At 66.8% G+C, this 17,300-nt stretch carries 21 protein-coding genes; 3 read left to right on the top strand and 18 right to left on the bottom strand.

The window, feature by feature from the left end; translation table 11 throughout:
* The first annotated feature begins 226 nt into the window (after positions 1-226).
* Positions 227-835 (top strand): 5,6-dimethylbenzimidazole synthase, encoded by a 609-nt coding sequence (bluB, locus tag VGC77_RS08350; protein ID WP_331171134.1) that lies wholly within the window; start codon positions 227-229, stop codon positions 833-835.
* Positions 836-964: 129 nt separating this feature from the next.
* Here bluB and VGC77_RS08355 read toward each other — a convergent pair whose 3' ends face one another.
* A complete protein-coding gene (locus VGC77_RS08355; protein WP_011474167.1) occupies positions 965-1,264 on the bottom strand; it encodes an HU family DNA-binding protein in 300 nt (99 codons plus the stop codon).
* A 212-nt stretch (positions 1,265-1,476) separates the two neighbouring features.
* On the opposite strand from VGC77_RS08355, the gene VGC77_RS08360 reads away from it, so the two are divergent.
* Positions 1,477-2,037, top strand: a complete 561-nt coding sequence (locus tag VGC77_RS08360) for a flavin reductase family protein (protein ID WP_331171107.1) — start codon at positions 1,477-1,479, stop codon at positions 2,035-2,037.
* A gap of 113 nt (positions 2,038-2,150) precedes the next feature.
* Positions 2,151-2,795 (top strand): pyridoxamine 5'-phosphate oxidase family protein, encoded by a 645-nt coding sequence (locus tag VGC77_RS08365; RefSeq protein ID WP_331171108.1) that lies wholly within the window; start codon positions 2,151-2,153, stop codon positions 2,793-2,795.
* A gap of 254 nt (positions 2,796-3,049) precedes the next feature.
* Here VGC77_RS08365 and VGC77_RS08370 read toward each other — a convergent pair whose 3' ends face one another.
* The 17 genes from VGC77_RS08370 to VGC77_RS08450 all read right to left on the bottom strand — a co-directional run bounded on the left by VGC77_RS08370 (position 3,050) and on the right by VGC77_RS08450 (position 17,288).
* Positions 3,050-3,442: a gamma-glutamylcyclotransferase family protein gene (locus tag VGC77_RS08370; protein WP_331171109.1), complete on the bottom strand. Its 393-nt coding sequence runs from the start codon at positions 3,440-3,442 to the stop codon at positions 3,050-3,052.
* 159 nt (positions 3,443-3,601) lie between these two features.
* Complete coding sequence (locus VGC77_RS08375) at positions 3,602-4,954, bottom strand: sensor histidine kinase (RefSeq protein WP_331171110.1); 1,353 nt, start codon at positions 4,952-4,954, stop codon at positions 3,602-3,604.
* Entirely contained in the window at positions 4,944-6,392 is a 1,449-nt protein-coding gene (locus VGC77_RS08380; protein WP_331171111.1) for a sigma-54 dependent transcriptional regulator, read from the bottom strand. The genes VGC77_RS08375 and VGC77_RS08380 overlap by 11 nt, the downstream gene beginning before the upstream one ends.
* Before the next feature lie 58 nt (positions 6,393-6,450).
* Complete coding sequence (gene hypE / locus VGC77_RS08385; protein ID WP_331171112.1) at positions 6,451-7,497, bottom strand: hydrogenase expression/formation protein HypE; 1,047 nt, start codon at positions 7,495-7,497, stop codon at positions 6,451-6,453.
* Positions 7,494-8,624: a hydrogenase formation protein HypD gene (gene hypD / locus VGC77_RS08390; RefSeq protein WP_331171113.1), complete on the bottom strand. Its 1,131-nt coding sequence runs from the start codon at positions 8,622-8,624 to the stop codon at positions 7,494-7,496. The genes hypE and hypD overlap by 4 nt, the downstream gene beginning before the upstream one ends.
* A complete protein-coding gene (locus VGC77_RS08395) occupies positions 8,621-8,848 on the bottom strand; it encodes a HypC/HybG/HupF family hydrogenase formation chaperone (RefSeq protein WP_331171114.1) in 228 nt (75 codons plus the stop codon). The genes hypD and VGC77_RS08395 overlap by 4 nt, the downstream gene beginning before the upstream one ends.
* 15 nt (positions 8,849-8,863) lie before the next feature.
* Entirely contained in the window at positions 8,864-9,772 is a 909-nt protein-coding gene (gene hypB, locus VGC77_RS08400; protein ID WP_331171115.1) for a hydrogenase nickel incorporation protein HypB, read from the bottom strand.
* Complete coding sequence (gene hypA, locus VGC77_RS08405) at positions 9,772-10,113, bottom strand: hydrogenase maturation nickel metallochaperone HypA (RefSeq protein ID WP_331171116.1); 342 nt, start codon at positions 10,111-10,113, stop codon at positions 9,772-9,774. Before hypA ends, hypB begins: the two co-directional genes overlap by 1 nt.
* Positions 10,106-11,224 (bottom strand): nickel-dependent hydrogenase large subunit, encoded by a 1,119-nt coding sequence (locus VGC77_RS08410; protein WP_331171117.1) that lies wholly within the window; start codon positions 11,222-11,224, stop codon positions 10,106-10,108. The genes hypA and VGC77_RS08410 overlap by 8 nt, the downstream gene beginning before the upstream one ends.
* Positions 11,221-11,745 carry a [NiFe]-hydrogenase assembly chaperone HybE gene (gene hybE / locus VGC77_RS08415; protein ID WP_331171118.1) on the bottom strand — a complete coding sequence of 175 codons (525 nt, stop codon included), beginning with the start codon at positions 11,743-11,745 and terminating at the stop codon, positions 11,221-11,223. The genes VGC77_RS08410 and hybE overlap by 4 nt, the downstream gene beginning before the upstream one ends.
* The gene (locus VGC77_RS08420; RefSeq protein ID WP_331171119.1) at positions 11,735-11,947 is read right to left on the bottom strand and encodes a rubredoxin; all 213 of its coding nucleotides are present in this window, start codon (positions 11,945-11,947) and stop codon (positions 11,735-11,737) included. Before VGC77_RS08420 ends, hybE begins: the two co-directional genes overlap by 11 nt.
* A complete protein-coding gene (locus tag VGC77_RS08425) occupies positions 11,944-12,813 on the bottom strand; it encodes a hydrogenase expression/formation protein (RefSeq protein WP_331171120.1) in 870 nt (289 codons plus the stop codon). Before VGC77_RS08425 ends, VGC77_RS08420 begins: the two co-directional genes overlap by 4 nt.
* Complete coding sequence (locus VGC77_RS08430; protein WP_331171121.1) at positions 12,810-13,169, bottom strand: hydrogenase accessory protein; 360 nt, start codon at positions 13,167-13,169, stop codon at positions 12,810-12,812. Before VGC77_RS08430 ends, VGC77_RS08425 begins: the two co-directional genes overlap by 4 nt.
* A 301-nt stretch (positions 13,170-13,470) precedes the next feature.
* Positions 13,471-13,785 carry a HypC/HybG/HupF family hydrogenase formation chaperone gene (locus VGC77_RS08435; RefSeq protein WP_331171122.1) on the bottom strand — a complete coding sequence of 105 codons (315 nt, stop codon included), beginning with the start codon at positions 13,783-13,785 and terminating at the stop codon, positions 13,471-13,473.
* Positions 13,786-14,047: 262 nt separating this feature from the next.
* Positions 14,048-14,665 (bottom strand): HyaD/HybD family hydrogenase maturation endopeptidase, encoded by a 618-nt coding sequence (locus tag VGC77_RS08440; RefSeq protein WP_331171123.1) that lies wholly within the window; start codon positions 14,663-14,665, stop codon positions 14,048-14,050.
* Between the two features lie 8 nt (positions 14,666-14,673).
* Complete coding sequence (cybH, locus tag VGC77_RS08445; protein ID WP_331171124.1) at positions 14,674-15,408, bottom strand: Ni/Fe-hydrogenase, b-type cytochrome subunit; 735 nt, start codon at positions 15,406-15,408, stop codon at positions 14,674-14,676.
* Between the two features lie 86 nt (positions 15,409-15,494).
* Positions 15,495-17,288, bottom strand: a complete 1,794-nt coding sequence (locus VGC77_RS08450; RefSeq protein WP_331171125.1) for a nickel-dependent hydrogenase large subunit — start codon at positions 17,286-17,288, stop codon at positions 15,495-15,497.
* Between the last annotated feature and the right edge of the window lie 12 nt (positions 17,289-17,300).

Raw genomic sequence — 17,300 nt, forward strand, 5'->3', positions numbered from 1 at the left:
TTTTGAACCTAAATCGTTCTGGAATATCGGTTTGCTCCCGAAACCCAGGTCGCGTCGCGGCTTCGGTCAAGATGCGAATCCCGGCTTCGTCACACCAGGTCCCGGCTCGGCTGCGAGCGGCCTGCCGACGCGCTGACTGTGGAGACACAAGGTGACGCAATTCGACACCGGCCCGCTGACCGAGCCAGAACTCGCCCCGACGCCGCCGGATTTCGATTCCCAGTTCATGGCGAAGCTGGTGCAACTGATCGAATGGCGGCGCGACGTGCGCCGCTTCCGCCGCGACGCCATCGAGCCGGATCTGATCGAGCGGCTGCTGGATCTGGCGCAGATGGCGCCTTCGGTCGGCAACAGCCAGCCCTGGCGCTGGGTCAGCGTCGACAGCCCGCAGATGCGGGAAAAGATCCACCAGAACTTCGTCGCCGCCAACGCCGAGGCGCAGGCCGGCTACCAGGGCGAGCGCGCCAGTCTCTACGCCCGGCTCAAGCTGGAAGGCATCGACGTCGCGCCGCGGCAATTCGCGGTGTTCTGCGATCGCGGCACCGCGCAAGGCGCCGGCGTCGGATGCCAGACCATGCCGGAGATGCTGGACTATTCGGTCGCGGTGATGATCGAGACGTTCTGGCTGCTGGCCCGCGCCGAAGGGCTCGGCGTCGGCTGGGTCTCGATCCTCGATCCGGAGCAGGCCAAGGCCGACCTCCAGGTGCCGGAGCGCTGGAAGCTGATCGCCTATCTGTGCGTCGGCTGGCCGGTCGAAGAACATCCGGTGCCGGAACTGGTGCGTTTCGGCTGGCAGGACCGCACCCAGGCCGGCCGCTTCGTCACCTCGCGCTGAGCGCGACTTCCTCACCTGGCGCTGCGCGCGGCTTCCTCATCCTCGCGCTGCGCGCGAGCAGAAGGCGCCCGCCGCCGGGCGCGGCCCCACCCGGCCAGGGACCGGATGGGCAGTTGAGACCCGGCCGAATTACACCGAGTCCTTGGCGGCCTTGACCGGGCGGGCGCGGACGATCTTGCGGGCCGGCTTGGCCTTGAACACCATCGGTTCGCCGTTGAACGGATTGGTGCCTTTGCGGGCCTTGGTGGCCGGCTTCTTGATCACCACGAATTTGGCAAAGCCCGGCACCAGGAACACGCCGTTCTTCTTCAGCTCCTTGTAGCCGATTTCGGTCATCGCCTCGAGCACGCCCTTGACGTCCTTCTTGGCCAGCTCGCTCTGGGTGGCGATCTTTTCGATTAGCTGCGATTTCGTCATCTGCGTCGCCATTTTGTCTCCTTGCTGGCTGATTCGGTGCGGCCACAATATTGGGAAAAGCCTTGAGAAGCGACCGTTTGCAGCGGTTTTTAAAGGGTTCTCCGCGGCTTTCGCCGCGCCCTTCGCGGCCGCGAATCGCGCGCGCAGCAGCCATTCAGGCCGCGCGCTGCCCAACGCCGCCGCGGCTTTGCTAGAATGGCTAAAAGACGAAGCGGGACACAGCCATGAACACGCGCGCGGCCAAACTCGATTTTCCGGTGTCGCAAGTGCGCCGCTATCTGGAGCCCGGCCCGATCGTGCTGGTGTCCTCGGCGCGCGGCGCCGAGCGCAACATCATGACGATGGGCTGGCACACCGTGATGGAGTTCACGCCGTCGCTGATCGGCTGCATGATCTCGGCCGGCAATCATTCATTCGGGCTGATCCGCGACGCCGGCGAATGCGTCATCAACCTGCCGACCACGGCGCTGACCGACACCGTGGTCGGGATCGGCAATACCAGCGGCGCGCAAATCGACAAATTCGAACATTTCGGACTGACGCCGCTGCCGGCCACGCGGGTCAAGGCGCCGCTGATCGCCGAGTGCCACGCCCATTTCGAATGCCGGCTTGCCGACGACGCCCTGGTCGACAAGTACAACTTCTTCATCTTCGAGGTGGTGAAGGCGCATGTCGCGGCCTCGCCGAAGCAGCCGCAGACGCTGCACTACCAAGGCGACGGCGTGTTCATGGTGGCCGGCAAGATCATCAGCCGGCGCAAGCTATTCCGCCCCGGCATGCTGTAGCCCAAATTCATCGCGCCGATTGCAAAAAAAACAGGCCTCTCAAGCGGCGCTCGGCGTTGTATACGATCAGATACGACGCCAGCGATGGCCGCCACAGATAGGATTGCGACGAAATGTCAAACCCGCCCAGCGACCGCACCCGGGTCAAGCGCTACCACTGGCTCGCCAATTACGACCACGCGACCGTCGCAGCGATCCTCGACGCGATCCCCCATTGCAGCATCGGCTACGTAGTCGATGGCAAGCCGTTCGTCACCCCGACCATGCATTGGCGCGAAGGCGACCGGGTGTATTGGCACGGTTCGGCGGCCAGCCGGATGATCACCGCGATCGAAGGCGCCGAGGTCTGCCTCACCGCCAGCATCGTCGACGGGCTGGTGATGGCGCGCTCGGCCTACAACTTCAACATCAACCACCGCTCGGTGATGGTGTTCGGCCGGCCCGAAAAGGTCATCGATCCGGCGGAAAAGGAAGCCCATCTGCGCACCTTCGTGAACCGGCTGATCCCCGGGCAATGGGAACGGCTGCGGCCGATGCTGCCGAAGGAATTGAAGGCCACCACGGTGCTGTCGATGCCGTTCGACGAGGCCTCGGCGAAGATCCGCACCGGCCATCCCGAAGACGAGGCCGACGATTACGCGTTCCCGGTGTGGGCCGGGGTGATCCCGATCCGCCAGCAGGTGCTCGATCCGGTGGCCGATCCGCGCAACCTGCCCGACGTCAAGCTGCCGCCGGAGGCGCTGGCGTTTCATTTTTGAGGGCGCGCGGGCGTTTCGCGGCGCGGGCGCGGACGTTTCGCGGCGCGTGACGCTGTCCAATTATCACGCGGTCATTCCGGGGCGCGAGAGAGATAGCGCGAGCGAACCCGGAATCTCGCCACAAGGTCAGACGCTTTCGCCAGCAGCGAGATTCCGGGTTCGCGTGCCGCTGCCGCGGCCCGCGCCCCGGAATGACGGCTTGGTTTGGGTCGCCGCTCAAACGACAAACCTCGTGGATCGACGCGGCGAGAAAATCACGCGGGCAGCGCCGGCCAGTGCAGCCGGCCGTTGGCATCGCGCGCGGTGAATGGCGGCCAGCCGCGGCCCGCCCATGCCGCCGGCCGCCCAATATAGATGAAGGCCTCGGTGACGCCATCGCCGAACGCGATCGCCACGGTCTTGCGGTCGTACAACACGCCGGCCGATTCAAGTTTGTCGAGTTCGACCAGCGTGGCGTCGTCGACCTCGAACAATTCGCCACTGACCGGCAACAGCCCGCCGCCCTGCTCGAACAGCACCGGATAGTCTCCGGCGATCATCCGGTAGTGCGGCACGCTGCTGGCAAGGCCGAGAAATCGCGCGCCGGCCATCAGATGATGGTTCTTCAGGCCCCGCTTCAACGTGCCATAGGCAAACACCCGATGCATGCGATCCTCGCTGCCGGCCGACGCGACGCGGATCGATTGACCCGCACAGCTCTGCTACCAAGCCAGCGCCAGCACCGCCGTCAAGATGCCGATCCGCGCGGCCGCCGCATCGCGGTCATGCATCATCGCCAGGACCGCGGCTCGGCAAGCGCCTCGCCCTCACCCCGCCGGCAGCGTCAGCGTGAACACCGCGCCGCCGCCGGGGCGATTGGCGGCGGCGAGCGCGCCGCCATATTCGCGGGCGATGCCGTAGCTGATCCACAGCCCGAGCCCGGTGCCCTCGCCGACCGGCTTGGTGGTGAAGAACGGCTCGAAGATCTTGTCGATCAGCCCTTCGGCGAAGCCCGGACCGTTGTCGGCGATCGCGATCACCGCCTCGGGGCCGCGACGTCGCGCCGAAATCTCGATCAGCGGCGCTTGCGCGCCGCGGCTGGCGTCGAGTGCGTTGTCGACCAGATTGACGATGATCTGGTGAAACTGGCCTTCATTGCCGACCACCGACAGATCCTTCTCGATCTCGACCACGATCTCGGCGCGGCCGGCCTTGGCGCGCGACGCCCAGCGCGCCGCGGTGCGGATTACCCGCTCGATATCGACCCGCTGCGCCTCGCCGGCCTTGAGGAACGACAGCCGGCGCAGGTTCTTGACGATGTCGGAGACCCGCTGCGCGCCTTCCAGCGTGCCCTCGATCAAGGAGCCGCTGTCGTCCAATAGCGCGTCGATCCGCAAATGATGGCGCAGCGCCTCGATCTCCGCGGCATCGGCGCCGCCATGGATCGCGCCGAGGTAAGTGCCGAGCCGCTGCCGATAGCGCTCCAGCGTGTGGATGTTGCCGTAGACGAAGCTGATCGGATTGTTCAATTCGTGCGCGACGCCGGCGACCAGCCGGCCGAGGCTCGCCATCTTCTCCTGCTCGACCAGTTGGCGCTGCGCGCGCTGCAACTCGCTGTGCGCGGCGTGCAGCGCCTCATAGGCGCGGCGCAACTCGCCGATCGGCCGGCCGGTCAGCACGGTGCCGACCCGGGCGCCGGAGGGATCGTAGCGCGTCGCGCCGTTGACGGCGTAAAGATCGGAGACGCCGGTCGCGGTGACGAAACGGATCTCGAAGGTCACGGCGTCCGACGACAGCCCAGCCTTCAACAGCGCGTCGACGCGCAGCCGATCGGGCGCGTCGATCAGGTCTACCAGCGGCCGCCCGGTCAGCGCCGCGGCCGGACGTCCGAGCAGATGCACCGCCGCCGGATTGACCTGCAAAATGCTGCCGTCGCGGCCGCAGGCGATCAGGATGTCGGACACCGATTCGATGACGCTGGAGATGAAGGCCTGGGCCTCTTCCAGCGCGGCGTTCTTCTGCTCGAGGTCGGTCTCGTAGCGCAGCAGGTCGGCGTAGACCTCGTCCATCTTGCGGATCACTTCGATCCACACCGCCTCGCGCTCGCCGTCGAGCCCGGGCGGCGCGCGGCTGCCAGCTTTGGCGATCAAGCCATCGGTGCCGACGCCCTCAATCGCCATCGACCAGCCCCTTGTGGATGTCGTAGCGCGCCAGCTTGTTGCGCAAACCCACCCGCGACAGCCCGAGTTCGCCGGCTACCCGGCTGATATTGCCGCCGTGGCGCTGCAGCGCGTCGGCGATCATCGCGCGCTCCAGCGCCTCGACGCGCGCTTTCAGCGTCGCCGCCGCGCCGTGCCCGGCGCCGGGCTGCTCGACCGCATGGCCGTTGCGCACCCGGCTCGACAGATCCTTGCTCTGCAGCCGGCCGTCATCGGCCAGCACCACCATGCGCTGGATCTCGTTCTGCAACTCCCGCACATTGCCCGGCCAATCGTGCCGCTGCATGGCGATCAGCGTGTCGCGGGCGATCCCCGCCACGGCGCGGCCGTAGGACGCGTTGACGTCGGCCAACACCTTGGCGGCGATCAAGGGAATATCCATCGGCCGCTCGCGCAGCGCCGGCATGTGCAGCGGAAACGCCGCCAGCCGATAATACAGATCGCGCCGGAACCGGCCGGCGCGGACCTCGGCCTCGAGATCGCGATTGGTAGCGGCGACGACACGGACGTCGACCTTGCGCACCCGCTGTGCGCCGAGCGGGCGGATCTCGCTCTCCTGCAGCACCCGTAACAGCTTGACCTGGAACGCCGGCGAGGTCTCGCCGATCTCGTCGAGAAAGATGGTGCCGCCGTCGGCGACTTCGAACAGCCCGATGCGATCCTGATAGGCGCCGGTGAAGGCGCCCTTCTTGCAGCCAAACAATTCGCTTTCCAGCAACTGATCCGGCAGCGCGCCGCAATTCTCCACCACGAAGGCCTTGCCGGCGCGGCCGGAGCCGTAATGGATGGCGCGCGCCAGCAATTCCTTGCCGGTGCCGGATTCGCCGGTGATCAGCACCGAGATGTCGTAGTCCGCGGCGCGGCGGCCGAGCTCGATGACGCCGTGCAACGGACTGTCCGGGGCGTGCACGATGCGGTCGAAATCATAGAGCTGCCGCGCCGCGCCGCGCTTTTCGGTGACCACCCGGGTGACCCGCTCCGGCGTCAGCTTCATGTCGACCGCGGCGGTCTCGGTCTCCTGCTGCAGCCGGAACAGTTCGACCGCGCCGCGCACGGTGTCGAGCAGCCGGTCCGGATGCCAGGGCTTGGCGACGTATTGATAGATCCCGGCCTCGTTGATGCCGGCGATGATGTCCTCGGAGTCCGAATAGCCGGAGATGATCATCCGCACCGGGTCCGGCCAAGTGCTACGCACGTGCTTGAGGAATTCGACACCGGTCTCGTCCTGCATGCGCTGGTCGCACAGAATGGCGTGGACGATCTCGCTTTCCAGGCAGCGCCGCGCCTCGGCGGCGTCCTTGGCGCAGATCACCTCGAACTCGTCGCTCAGCACCCGGCGCAGCGATTCCAGCGACCGCACCTCGTCGTCGACCACCAGCACCGTGGCCTGCCCGCTCATCGCTCGCCCGCGATGACGATCCGCCCGGCCTTCGCTCGCAATAGCATCCATCACGCCCTCAACAGATCCGTGGCAATTGATCGCCCGAAAGCCAATCGACGATGCGGCCGCCGCCGAACGCCGTCGTCATCTGCACAAAACGCTGCTCGTCGGCGACCACCTCGCCGATGATGGTAGCCTCGCGCCCCAAGGGATGCGCGCGCATCGCCGCCAGCGCAACATCGGCGTGCTCGGCGGCGACGACCGCGACCAGCTTGCCCTCGTTGGCGACGTAGAGCGGATCGAGCCCGAGCAATTCGCAGGCCGCGGCGACCTGCGGCTTGATCGGCAGCGCATCCTCGTCGATGCGAAAGCCGACGCGGGATTGCTGCGCCAATTCGTTGAGCGTGGCGGCGAGCCCGCCGCGGGTCGGATCGCGCAGCACCCGCAGGCCGGCGCCGGCCGATGCGACCATCTCGGCGACCAGACCATGCAGCGCCGCGGAGTCCGATTGGATCGTGGTGTCGAAGGCGAGATTCTGCCGCCGCGACATCACCGCGACGCCGTGATCCCCGAGCGAGCCGGAGAGGATGACGCGGTCGCCGGGCCGCGCCGTGTCGGCGGAGAGGTCGAGGCCAACCGGCAGCGCGCCGACGCCGGTGGTCGAAATAAACACACCGTCGGCCTTGCCGCGCTCCACCACCTTGGTATCGCCGGTGATCACCGGCACGCCGGCCTGCCGCGAGGCTTCGCCCATGCTGACGGCGATCTTTTTCAGATCGGCGAGCGGAAAGCCCTCCTCGATGATGAAGCTCGCCGACAGATACAGCGGCCGGGCGCCGGCCATCGCCACGTCGTTGATGGTGCCGTGCACCGCAAGCGAGCCGATGTCGCCGCCGGGAAAGAACAGCGGCGAGATCACATAGCCGTCGGTGGTCATCACCATGCGGCCGGCTTCGACATCGAAGGCCGACTGATCGTTGCCGCGGCGCAGCCAGTCATTGTCGAGTGCTGCGTGAAACACCTCGGCGATCAGTTGCGCCATGGCGCGGCCGCCGGCGCCGTGCGACAGCTCGACCCGGCCGCCGGCGATGTCGAGCTTCAAGTGACGCTGGCGCGCGCTCATGCCGTTCTCCTTCGCGCGTGGTCGCGGAACCGGCCGTAGCTCCAATGCGCCGCGCAGGCGCCTTCCGACGACACCATGCAGGAGCCCATCGGATTTTCCGGCGTGCACACCGTGCCGAACAACCGGCATTCGGCGGGGCGCTTGACGCCGCGCAGGATGGCGCCGCATTCGCAGGCCGGGTTGTCGCTGGCGCTAATGTCGTCGAGCGCAAAGCGCCGCTCGGCGTCGAAGCCCGCATAGGCGGGTTTCAGCCGCAATGCGCTGTGCGGCAACGAGCCGAGCCCGCGCCACTCGAAACTTTCGCGCAATTCGAAGATGTCGACGACCTCGGCCTGGGCGATTTTGTTGCCGTCGGTCGTCACCGCGCGGATGTACTGGTTCTCGACCTCGGCGCGGCCGTCATTGAGCTGGCGGATCAGCATCAAGATCGCCTGCATCACGTCGAGCGGCTCGAAGCCCGCCACCACCACCGGCTTGCCGAACTCCGTTGCGAAACGCGCGAACGGCGCGGTGCCGATCACGGTGGAGACATGCGCCGGGCCGACCAGGCCGTCGATCCGCACGCCGTCGCTGTCGCAGGCGAGAATCCGTTCGATCGCCGACGGCGTCAGCACGTGGTTGCAGAACACGCTGAAGTTGGTGAGGCCCCGCTTCTGCGCCAGCCGGATCGCCAGCGCGGTCGGCGGCGTGGTGGTCTCAAAACCGATGGCGAAGAACACCACCTCGCGCGACGGCTCGGCCTTGGCGAGCGCGATCGCGTCCAGCGTCGAATACACCATGCGGATGTCGGCGCCCGCCGCCTTGGCGCGCAGCAGCGAGTTGCCGCGCGAACCCGGCACCCGCATCAGGTCGCCGTAGCAGCACAGCGTCACGTTCGGCCGGGCGGCGAGCTGCAGCGCCATATCGATGCGGCCGACCGGCAGCACGCAGACCGGGCAGCCCGGGCCGTGCACCATCCGCACATTCGCCGGCAGCAGATCCTCGATCCCGTAGCGCGAGATCGCATGGGTATGGCCGCCGCAGAATTCCATCAGCGCGTAGCTGCGCGCGGAATCGACTTCGCGGGCGATGGCGGCGGCGACGCCGCGGGCGAGCTGGCCGTCGCGATATTCGTCGACATATTTCATGACGCGCTCTCCGCGCCGAGCTCGCCCAGCAACGCCAAAGTGCGGCGCGCTTCGTCGGGATCGATCCTGGTCAGCGCGAAGCCGACATGCAGCACCACATAATCGCCGACCGCAAGATTTTCGATGAGCGCCACCGACACCAGCTTGCCGACGCCGTCGACGCTGACCCGCGCCATCCGCTCGGGCAACAGTTCGACGACTTCGGCAGGGATCGCCAGACACATCGGCTCGTCCTCCCGCTACTCGGCGGCCCTGGCGGCGCTGCGCGCGGCGGCCGCGCGTTTTTCGATCCAGGCGTAGAATGCCGGCAGGCCCTCGCCGGAGCGCGCCGACAGCGTCAGCACCGCGATCTTGGGATTCACCCGTCGCGCGTATTCGATGCAACTCGCCAGATCGAAATCCAGATGCGGCATGAGGTCGACCTTGTTGATCAGCATCAGCTCGGCGGCGGCAAACATGTCGGGATATTTCAGCGGCTTGTCCTCGCCTTCGGTGACCGATAGCACCACCACCTTGTGCGCCTCGCCGAGATCGAACGCCGCCGGGCAGACCAGATTGCCGACATTCTCGATGAACAATACGCCCTGCGCGAGCGCCGGCAATTGGCCGAGCGCGTGGCCGACCATGTGGGCGTCGAGATGGCAGCCCTTGCCGGTGTTGATCTGGATCGCCGGCGCGCCGGTCGCGCGAATCCGTTCGGCATCGTTGGCGGTCTGCTGATCGCCCTCGATCACCGCGATCGGGAATTTGTCCTTGAGGTCGGTGATGGCGCGCACCAACAAAGAGGTCTTGCCGGAGCCCGGGCTGGAGACGAAATTCAGCGCCAGCGTACCGGCGGCGGCGAAGCGCGCACGGTTGTCGGCGGCGTAGCTATTGTTCTTGCCGAGGATGTCGCGCTCGATCTGCACAATGCGGGATTGCGAGAGCCCTGCGATATGCACGCCGGCGATGCCGCCGCCGAAATCGAGCGGCGCGGGAGCGGCCGGCGCGTGGGCGTGATCATGCGCGTGATCATGGCCGTGGTGATGATGGTGGTGGTGATGATGGCCGTGCTCATGACCGTTCTCATGGGGGTGCGGATGATCGTGGTGATCAGGGGAATGATCGTGGGCCGCCTCGCCGCCGTCGCATCCGCACACCGTACACATCAATCGACCTCCAGTTCCTTGACGCGCAGGTCGTCGCCAGCGGTGACCTGCAATTGATGTCCGCCGCAATGCGGGCACGGATCGTAGCGCCGCTCAACCGGCACCGTCTTTTCGCAATTCATGCACCAGGCTTCGCCCGGCACTTCCACGACTTCGAAGCGGGCGTCGGCGGCGATGCTGCCATGCGTCACAGCGGAGAAGCAGAACCGCATCGCCTCCGGCTCGACATGGCTGAGCGCGCCGATCTCGACCCACACCGTGCGCACCCGGCTGAATTGCTGGCGCGCGGCCTCGCGCTGGATGATGTCGAGCATGCCTTCGCACAGCGCCATCTCATGCATCGGCGAGCTCCGCAAACTGCACCGCAAGCCCGACGCAGGGATCGAACGCCGCAATCAGGTGTTCGATGCGGCGGCGATCGGCGTCGTCCTTCGCGGGCGCGCCGACGAGTGCGCGGGCGAGCGGCCCCTCGGGGTGAAAATTCCATTCGGTCGGCGCCAGGATCTCCAGCCGCGCGATGCGCTCATGGCCGTCGAGTGCGATCCAGTGATGCAGCCGGCCGCGGGCGCATTCCACCGCGGCAAAACCGATGCCGGGCGCCAGCGGCGTGGCGGTGATGAGTTCGGAAGAATCTGCGCCTTCGGCGAGGCCGCGGAGCAAAGCGGGGGTCTGCCGCGCCTCGATCAGCCGCGCCAGCAGCCGCGAATGAAGCGTGGCCGGGCGTGAAACAAGCAGCGGATGGGTTCGGGTCCGCGACAACGCGCCGGTCTCCGGCAGCCGTCCGGCGAGCGTGGGCCGCGCCGCAAACGCCGCACCGGCTTGCGCCAATTCATCGGCGATCGCCGGATCGTCGGCCGCACTGAGCGCGTCGAGCGCGAGCGCGCCGAAGCCGGCGTCGTTGGCGAGCAGCGGCCGCAGCAGCTGTGCCAGCGGCGCGTCGGAGGCGGCCCAGCGCTGATAGCTGGCGGCATCGTCGAAGCACTGCGCGTAAAGCCCGAGCGCGTCGAGGCTGCGTTCGATTTCGACAAGGACCGCCTCGGGAGCGGCGCTATCGCCGGGCGCCATCGCATCGAAGCTCCGCACGGCTGCACTCAGCGCGCGCAACGCCGGCGCGGTGCCGCCGAGATCGGGGCCGGCCAGCACCGTCGCCGTGCCGCGCAGCAATTCCAGCAGGCGTTCGGCGGCGACCGTGCCGACCTGCGCGGCGATTTGCTGAGGCGCCAGCGCAACGCCGCGCGCGGCGGCGATCGCAGCGCTTACTGCGGCGCCCTGCGCCATCGCGCAGAGCCCAAAAATCCGCGGCAACGCGCGGGCGACCTCGTCGGCCGGCTTGCCCTTGGCATAGCGGCCGACGCCGGAGGCCGGCCGCGCGGTGATGGCAACCTCGGCGACACGACCGCCGGCCACGGACAGCGTGACCGCAATGCCGTCCGCTGCCGCCGTCTCGTTCATGGCCGCGCTCCGCTCGACAGCGCGCCGCGCAGAAAATTCCGCCGGTCGATCGCCGCGCGTGGCCGCGCAGCTTCAGCCGCCGCCAGCGCGACGTCGAATTCCGGATCGAGCACCGCGGCCAGCGCGGCCTCCGCGGCGGCGAGCGCGCTTTGCTGATCGGCGAAGTCGAACATCGGCGAGAACAGCGAGCAGCTCTCGATGCTGCCAAAACCATCCAGCGCGCCGACGGTGAACTCGAACATTCCGGCCGGCAGGCTGCGCGACAGCGTCGCGCCGGGGGCAGCTTCGCCCTCCGTCGCGTCGAGCGGCACGAGCACCAGATTCATGAACCACGGCGTCAGCACCACGCCGAGCGCGTGGCCGTCATAGACACGAAAGCCGACCGCGGCGACCGCGAGCTTGGCGTTGTGGATCGGCAGCTCGCGCATCGCCAAATCGGCCACGCGATAGACCACCGCCAGCGCCTCGCCGATCGCTTGCGCCTTGGCATCGGAACTGGGCCGCGCGGCGTCAGTCGGCATCGTCGAGCCTCATGAATTTGCTGGCCGGCGCGTCGCAATTCGGACAGCTCCAATCTTCAGGGAGCGCGGAGAACGGCGTGCCCGGCTCGGCGCCGCGATTGGGATCGCCTTGCGCGGGATCGTACACCGTCCAGCAGATGCCGCATTCCATCCGCGTTGCGGCGTCGGTCTCGCGCTTGCCGAAATTCTCGAAGCCGCTCATTCGAAATACGCCTCGATGATTTCGCGCAGCCGTTCCGCGGAGTCCTGAAAATCCTCGTCGGCGGCGCAGGCCGCCGCCGGCACCTCGCCGATCTCCAGCGTGTCGAGGATCATGGTGTCCATGGCGTTGAGGAACTGCACCGACCAGACGTCGCGGGTGGCGGTGGCGAGCACCCGGCACGAGCCGTAGCCGCGCGAATGCAGCTGGATCGGGCCGTTGCCGAGGGTCGCCTGCAGATGCGCCATGTCGACGGCGTTCATCGGCAAGAGCGTGAAGTTGATGACGTGCGACGGCGCGCCGGGACGATGCGCGGCCTTGCGCTCGCGGATCTCGGCCAACACCGGCATCACATTCATTGCGTCGGCCGGCGCTGCGCCGAGCGCGACGTCGCTCATGGTGAAATCCTGCGCCGCGCGGCGCACCAATTGGGGGATCGCGCCGATCTCGACATATTCGATCTGCGGTTGCGCGGCGTCGCCCTCGATGCGGATCAGCCACAGCCCGGCCAGCACGGATTCCTGGATCTGGGCGACGCGGCGATCCGGCAGCGCGACGATGCCGCCGACCTCGCCCTCGCCGAGCACGTCGACCAAGAGATCGCGCTCGGCCTCCGACAACTCATCCAGCGCGAAAACCTGCGTCGGCGCCGCGGCGCGCTGCGCGGCCAAGGCCGCCGCGAGCCGCGGCAGCAGCGCCAGCAGCCGCGGGCATTGCCGGGTCAGTTCGGCGCCGCTCTTGGTCGACAGCGCCGCCACCGCGCCAGCGCGGGTCAGGCCGCGGCGGCCGTCAGCCTCGTCGTGGCCGACCGGCAGCAGCGTCATCGCGACATCGTCGCCGTCGTCGGCGCTGCAATATCCCACTCTCATGGCGTCGCTCCCTGCTGCGCGGAATGACCGTCGGCTTTGAGCATCGCTTCGATGCGCGAAAGATAGACCGACCAGTCTTGAATCTTCGCAATGACGCCCAGCGTGCGCCCGGCGCGCAGCAATGCGAGGCTCGGCGCCGCGCGGACGCCGAAGCGCTGCATCAATTCGGGCTCGGCTGAGGCCGCGACCACCGCGGGGGTCAGCCGGCCGGCAAAGGCTTGGCTCAGTTGCGGCAGCACCACCGCGATGTCGCTCGCCTCGGCGCGGGCCGGATCGCCGCGAAAGAACGCCAGCAGGATGATTTCAGGAGCGGAGGCGAACAGCTGGTCGAGCGTTGCGGCGTCAACCGTCAGCATGCCCTCAGGGCGCGCGACATCTGCAGCGAGCGATGTGCTCATCTTCCCCCCCACCCTGTTGTGTTTCGAACTTGCCATTCATCGGGCAAGCTTGAACGGTTCAGCAAGGTACGTGCCAACCGCTCGATGGCCGCCGATCGAAGAAACCTGACCGATATTGGACAGGTTCTGACTATGCCACGGCGGCCCGACGCCGCGGATGGAAACATGATTTTGCAACACTGCAAAGTTAAATTGCAGGCTTTGCGGCACGACGAAAGTCGCATGCGCGACCGCACCGGGCGGGCCGCGTCGCGCAGCCTCAACCCTGCGGTGTGACCACCTGGTTGCGCAAGAACTCCGGCAATTGCGGTTCGCGATCGATCAAGTCGGCGAACAGATGCTCGAAGTCGCGGCCCTGCATCGCCGCCGCCAAGCCGTCCAGCGCGTCGTCGATCAGCCGGGCCTCCTCGGCGTCGAGCAGCCGCATGGCGTTGTCGATGAACACCAGCACGCGGTCGCCGACCGCGACCTCGCCGATCAGCAGCGTCGAGACCCGGCGCTGCTCGCCGCGACGCTCGCACAGCGCGCTGCCGTTGTCGCTGCTCAGCACCGTCATCGGCAAGCCTACGCACATGCGGCTGGGCTCCCAGGGCTGGCGGTGCTGACGATAGCGGTTTCGGGTCTCATCGTCCCGATCGCGCGCGGCCTCGCAACGCGTCGTCCCTGCGAACGCAGGGACCCATCACCCCTGTCGTGCGCTCTGAAGGGAAGACTCTCAACGCTGCGGCCAAACGCGACTCCGCGCCGTATGGGTCCCTGCGTGCGCAGGGACGACTCGCGGAGAGGTATCGCTCCCTGCGTGCGCAGGGACGACTCGTTGCGAGGCTGATCCATCGTCAGGCGTCCCGCGCGGCGAGCAGCGCCCGCGCGGTCGGGCAACGCTCGTAATGGTCGAAATCGATCGCGCCCTCGAGCAGCCGGTCGCCGGGCGCCAGCGGGGCTGCGCGCGGCGTCACGCTGATGCCCCAGGCGGCCAAAGCCGCCACCGCGGCGTCCACCGCGGCGTCGATCTGGCCGCGCACCGGCGCGGTCAAGGGACCGCCCCAGTTTTCCAGATCCTGCGGCTGGCAGCCGATCAACAGCATTTCGGCCGGCACATGGCCGAGCAGGTCGGCGGCGCTCAGCACTTCTTGAAACCCGGTCTGGTGCAGGCTCATCTTCTTGATGCCGGTGAATTTCGGCACCTCGTCATTGCGCACCAGCTTCAGCGTGCCGGGCTCGAGAGCGTAATCGATCGCGTCGAACACGATCAAGCGGTCGGCCTCGTTGACGTATTGCACGAGGTAGAGCCCCTGGGTGCCGCCATCCATCACCGTGACATGGTCGGGACAGACGTAGCGCTGGTGAAACTCTTCAACCGCGCGGACGCCGAAGCCCTCGTCGGCCCACAGGATGTTGCCGATGCCGAGCACAAGCACGCGGAGCGGTCGCGTCCCGTTGCTATCGCTGGTCATGCCCGCGCTCATCGCGGGAAATCGTCGATGTCGTCGCGGAACAGGCGCTCGCCGGAAATCATCGACGAGATCATGCTCTGCCGGCTGAGGATGTCCTCGCGCACCGCGGCGTAGATGTGAATGATCACGAACACCACGATCGCCCACATCCCGAGGTGGTGATAGGTGTGCAGCGTCTGGCTGTTCGGAACCAGCGCGAACATGAAGCCGAACAATTTGTATTGCCAGCTGTCGATGCCCTGGCCTTCGGAATACAGCGCCATGCCGCTGGCCATCATCAACAGCAAGAAGATCATGAACGAGAACATCGCCACATGCGCCAGCGGGTTGTGGCCGATATACTTCTTCGGGTCCTTGACCATGAAGAAATACCATTTCAATTCGTAGAAGATGCCCCACCACCAGGTGCGGTTATGGATCGGCAGATAGAAGATCTGCCGCGAATTCCTATTGCCGACGAACGCCCAATACAGCCGCAGCAGGAAGAACACGATCAGCGACTGCCCGGCGGCGAAATGCACGAAGCGGATATAGCCCATCTGGAAACTGGCGGAGGCCTCGCCAGACACCGAGGGCAAGGGCGAGCCGATCAGATAGCCGGTGACGCACAAGGTCACGATCAACAGCGCGTTGACCCAGTGCCAGAGCCGGACCGGCGCTTCATAGACGTAGACGGTCTGCAGCGACTTGGCGCGTTCGCCGTTGCCGTCGAGGGCGCCCTGCACCCGCGCGATCTCGGTCATTCCTGCTCTCCCTGCGGCTGCGGCCGCCGTTACGTTGGGGTCGAACCGGGCGGCAACCGTTTGCGCCGCCGCCCGTGCAGCTTAGGTCAGCGCACCGTCACCCGGCTCATCTCCTGGCCGTCCTCGCTCAAGACGTGGGTCGAACAGGCCAGACACGGATCGAACGAATGCAGCGTGCGCAGGATCTCCAACGGCTGGTTCGGATCGGCCATCGGGGTGTCGAGCAGCGAGGCCTCGAACGCGCCGATGCCGCCCTTGGGATCGCGCGGGCTGCCGTTCCAGGTGGTCGGCACCACCGCCTGGTAGTTGTCGATCTTGCCGTCCTTGATCTTGATCCAGTGGCCGAGCGCGCCGCGCGGCGCCTCGGTGAAGCCGACGCCCTTGACCTCCTTCGGCCAGGTCTCCGGGCTCCACTTGTCGGTGTTGGCGGTGGCGCTGTCGCCGGCTTTCAGCGACGCCATCAGCTTGTCCTGGAAGTAGCGCAATTGCCGCGCCGCCCATTGCGCCTCCAGCGCGCGCGCCGCGGTGCGGCCGAGCGTGGAGAACAGCGCGGTGACCGGCAGGCCGAGATCCTTCAGGAGCTTTTCGGTCGGCTCCTTGAACTCCGGCTTGTTCTGCGCGTAGCCGATGATATAGCGCGCCAACGGGCCGACCTCGACCGCGTTGCCCTTCCAGCGCGGCGACTTGATCCAGGAATACTTCGCCTCCTCGTCGAGCGCCTCGATGCGGGTCTTGGTGCCCTTGGACTTCGGACCGAGCTCGTAATGCGGATCGGTGACGCCGTCCCAGGGATGCAGACCCTTGGTCTCGTCGGGATATTTGTACCAGGAGTGGGTGACGAACTCCTGCACCTGGCCGGGATCGGCGAGATCGATCGGCAGCACCTCGTTGAGGTTGCCGTTGAGGATCACGCCGCGCGGCAGCTTCAGCGACGCCGCCGAATAATCGTTGGCGTGTTCCGGGATGTCGCCGTAGCTCATCACCGAGGTCGACGACAGTCCGCCGCCGAAGGTCCAGTCCTTGTAGAACGAGGCGATCGCCTGCAGGTCGGGCAGATAGACCTGCTCGGTGAACGTCACCATCTGGTCGATGATCGACGACACCAGATTGAGCCGTTCCATGTTGATGGCGCCGACCGCGCCGACACCGTCGAGGTTGATGGCGCAGGGCACGCCGCCGACCAGCCAGTTCGGATGCGGGTTCTTGCCGCCATAGATGGTGTGGATCTTGACGATGTCCTTCTGGAAGTCGAGCGCTTCCAGATAATGCGCCACCGCCATCAGATTGGCTTCCGGCGGCAGCTTGTAGGCCGGGTGGCCCCAATAGCCGTTCTTGAACGGGCCGAGCTGGCCACTCTCGACGAACTTCTTCAGCCGGGTCTGCAGGTCCTTGAAGTAACCGGGGCTCGACAGCGGCCAGGACGAGATGCTCTGCGCCAGCGTCGAGGTCGCTTTCGGGTCGGCGGACAGCGCCGAAACGATGTCGACCCAGTCGAGTGCGTGCAGATGATAGAAATGCACGATGTGGTCGTGCACCTGCAGCGTCAGCTGCATGATGTTGCGGATGGTGTTGGCGTTTTCCGGGATCTTGATGTCCAGCGCGTTTTCCACCGCGCGCACCGAGGTCAAAGCGTGGGTGCCGGTGCAGACGCCGCAGATCCGCTCGGTGAAGGCCCAGGCGTCGCGCGGATCGCGGCCGCGCAAAATCACCTCGATGCCGCGCCACATCGTGCCGGTCGACACCGCGTTGCGGATCACGTTGTTGGCGTCGACATTGACCTCGACGCGCAGATGTCCCTCGATCCGGGTCACCGGATCGACGACGACGCGGCGGCCGGCGTTGTCGAGCGAAAAGCCATTCGGCGTGGTGATGTTGGTCATGATCTGCGCTTC

The organism is Rhodopseudomonas sp. (assembly GCF_036404135.1).
GTDB lineage: Bacteria > Pseudomonadota > Alphaproteobacteria > Rhizobiales > Xanthobacteraceae > Rhodopseudomonas_A.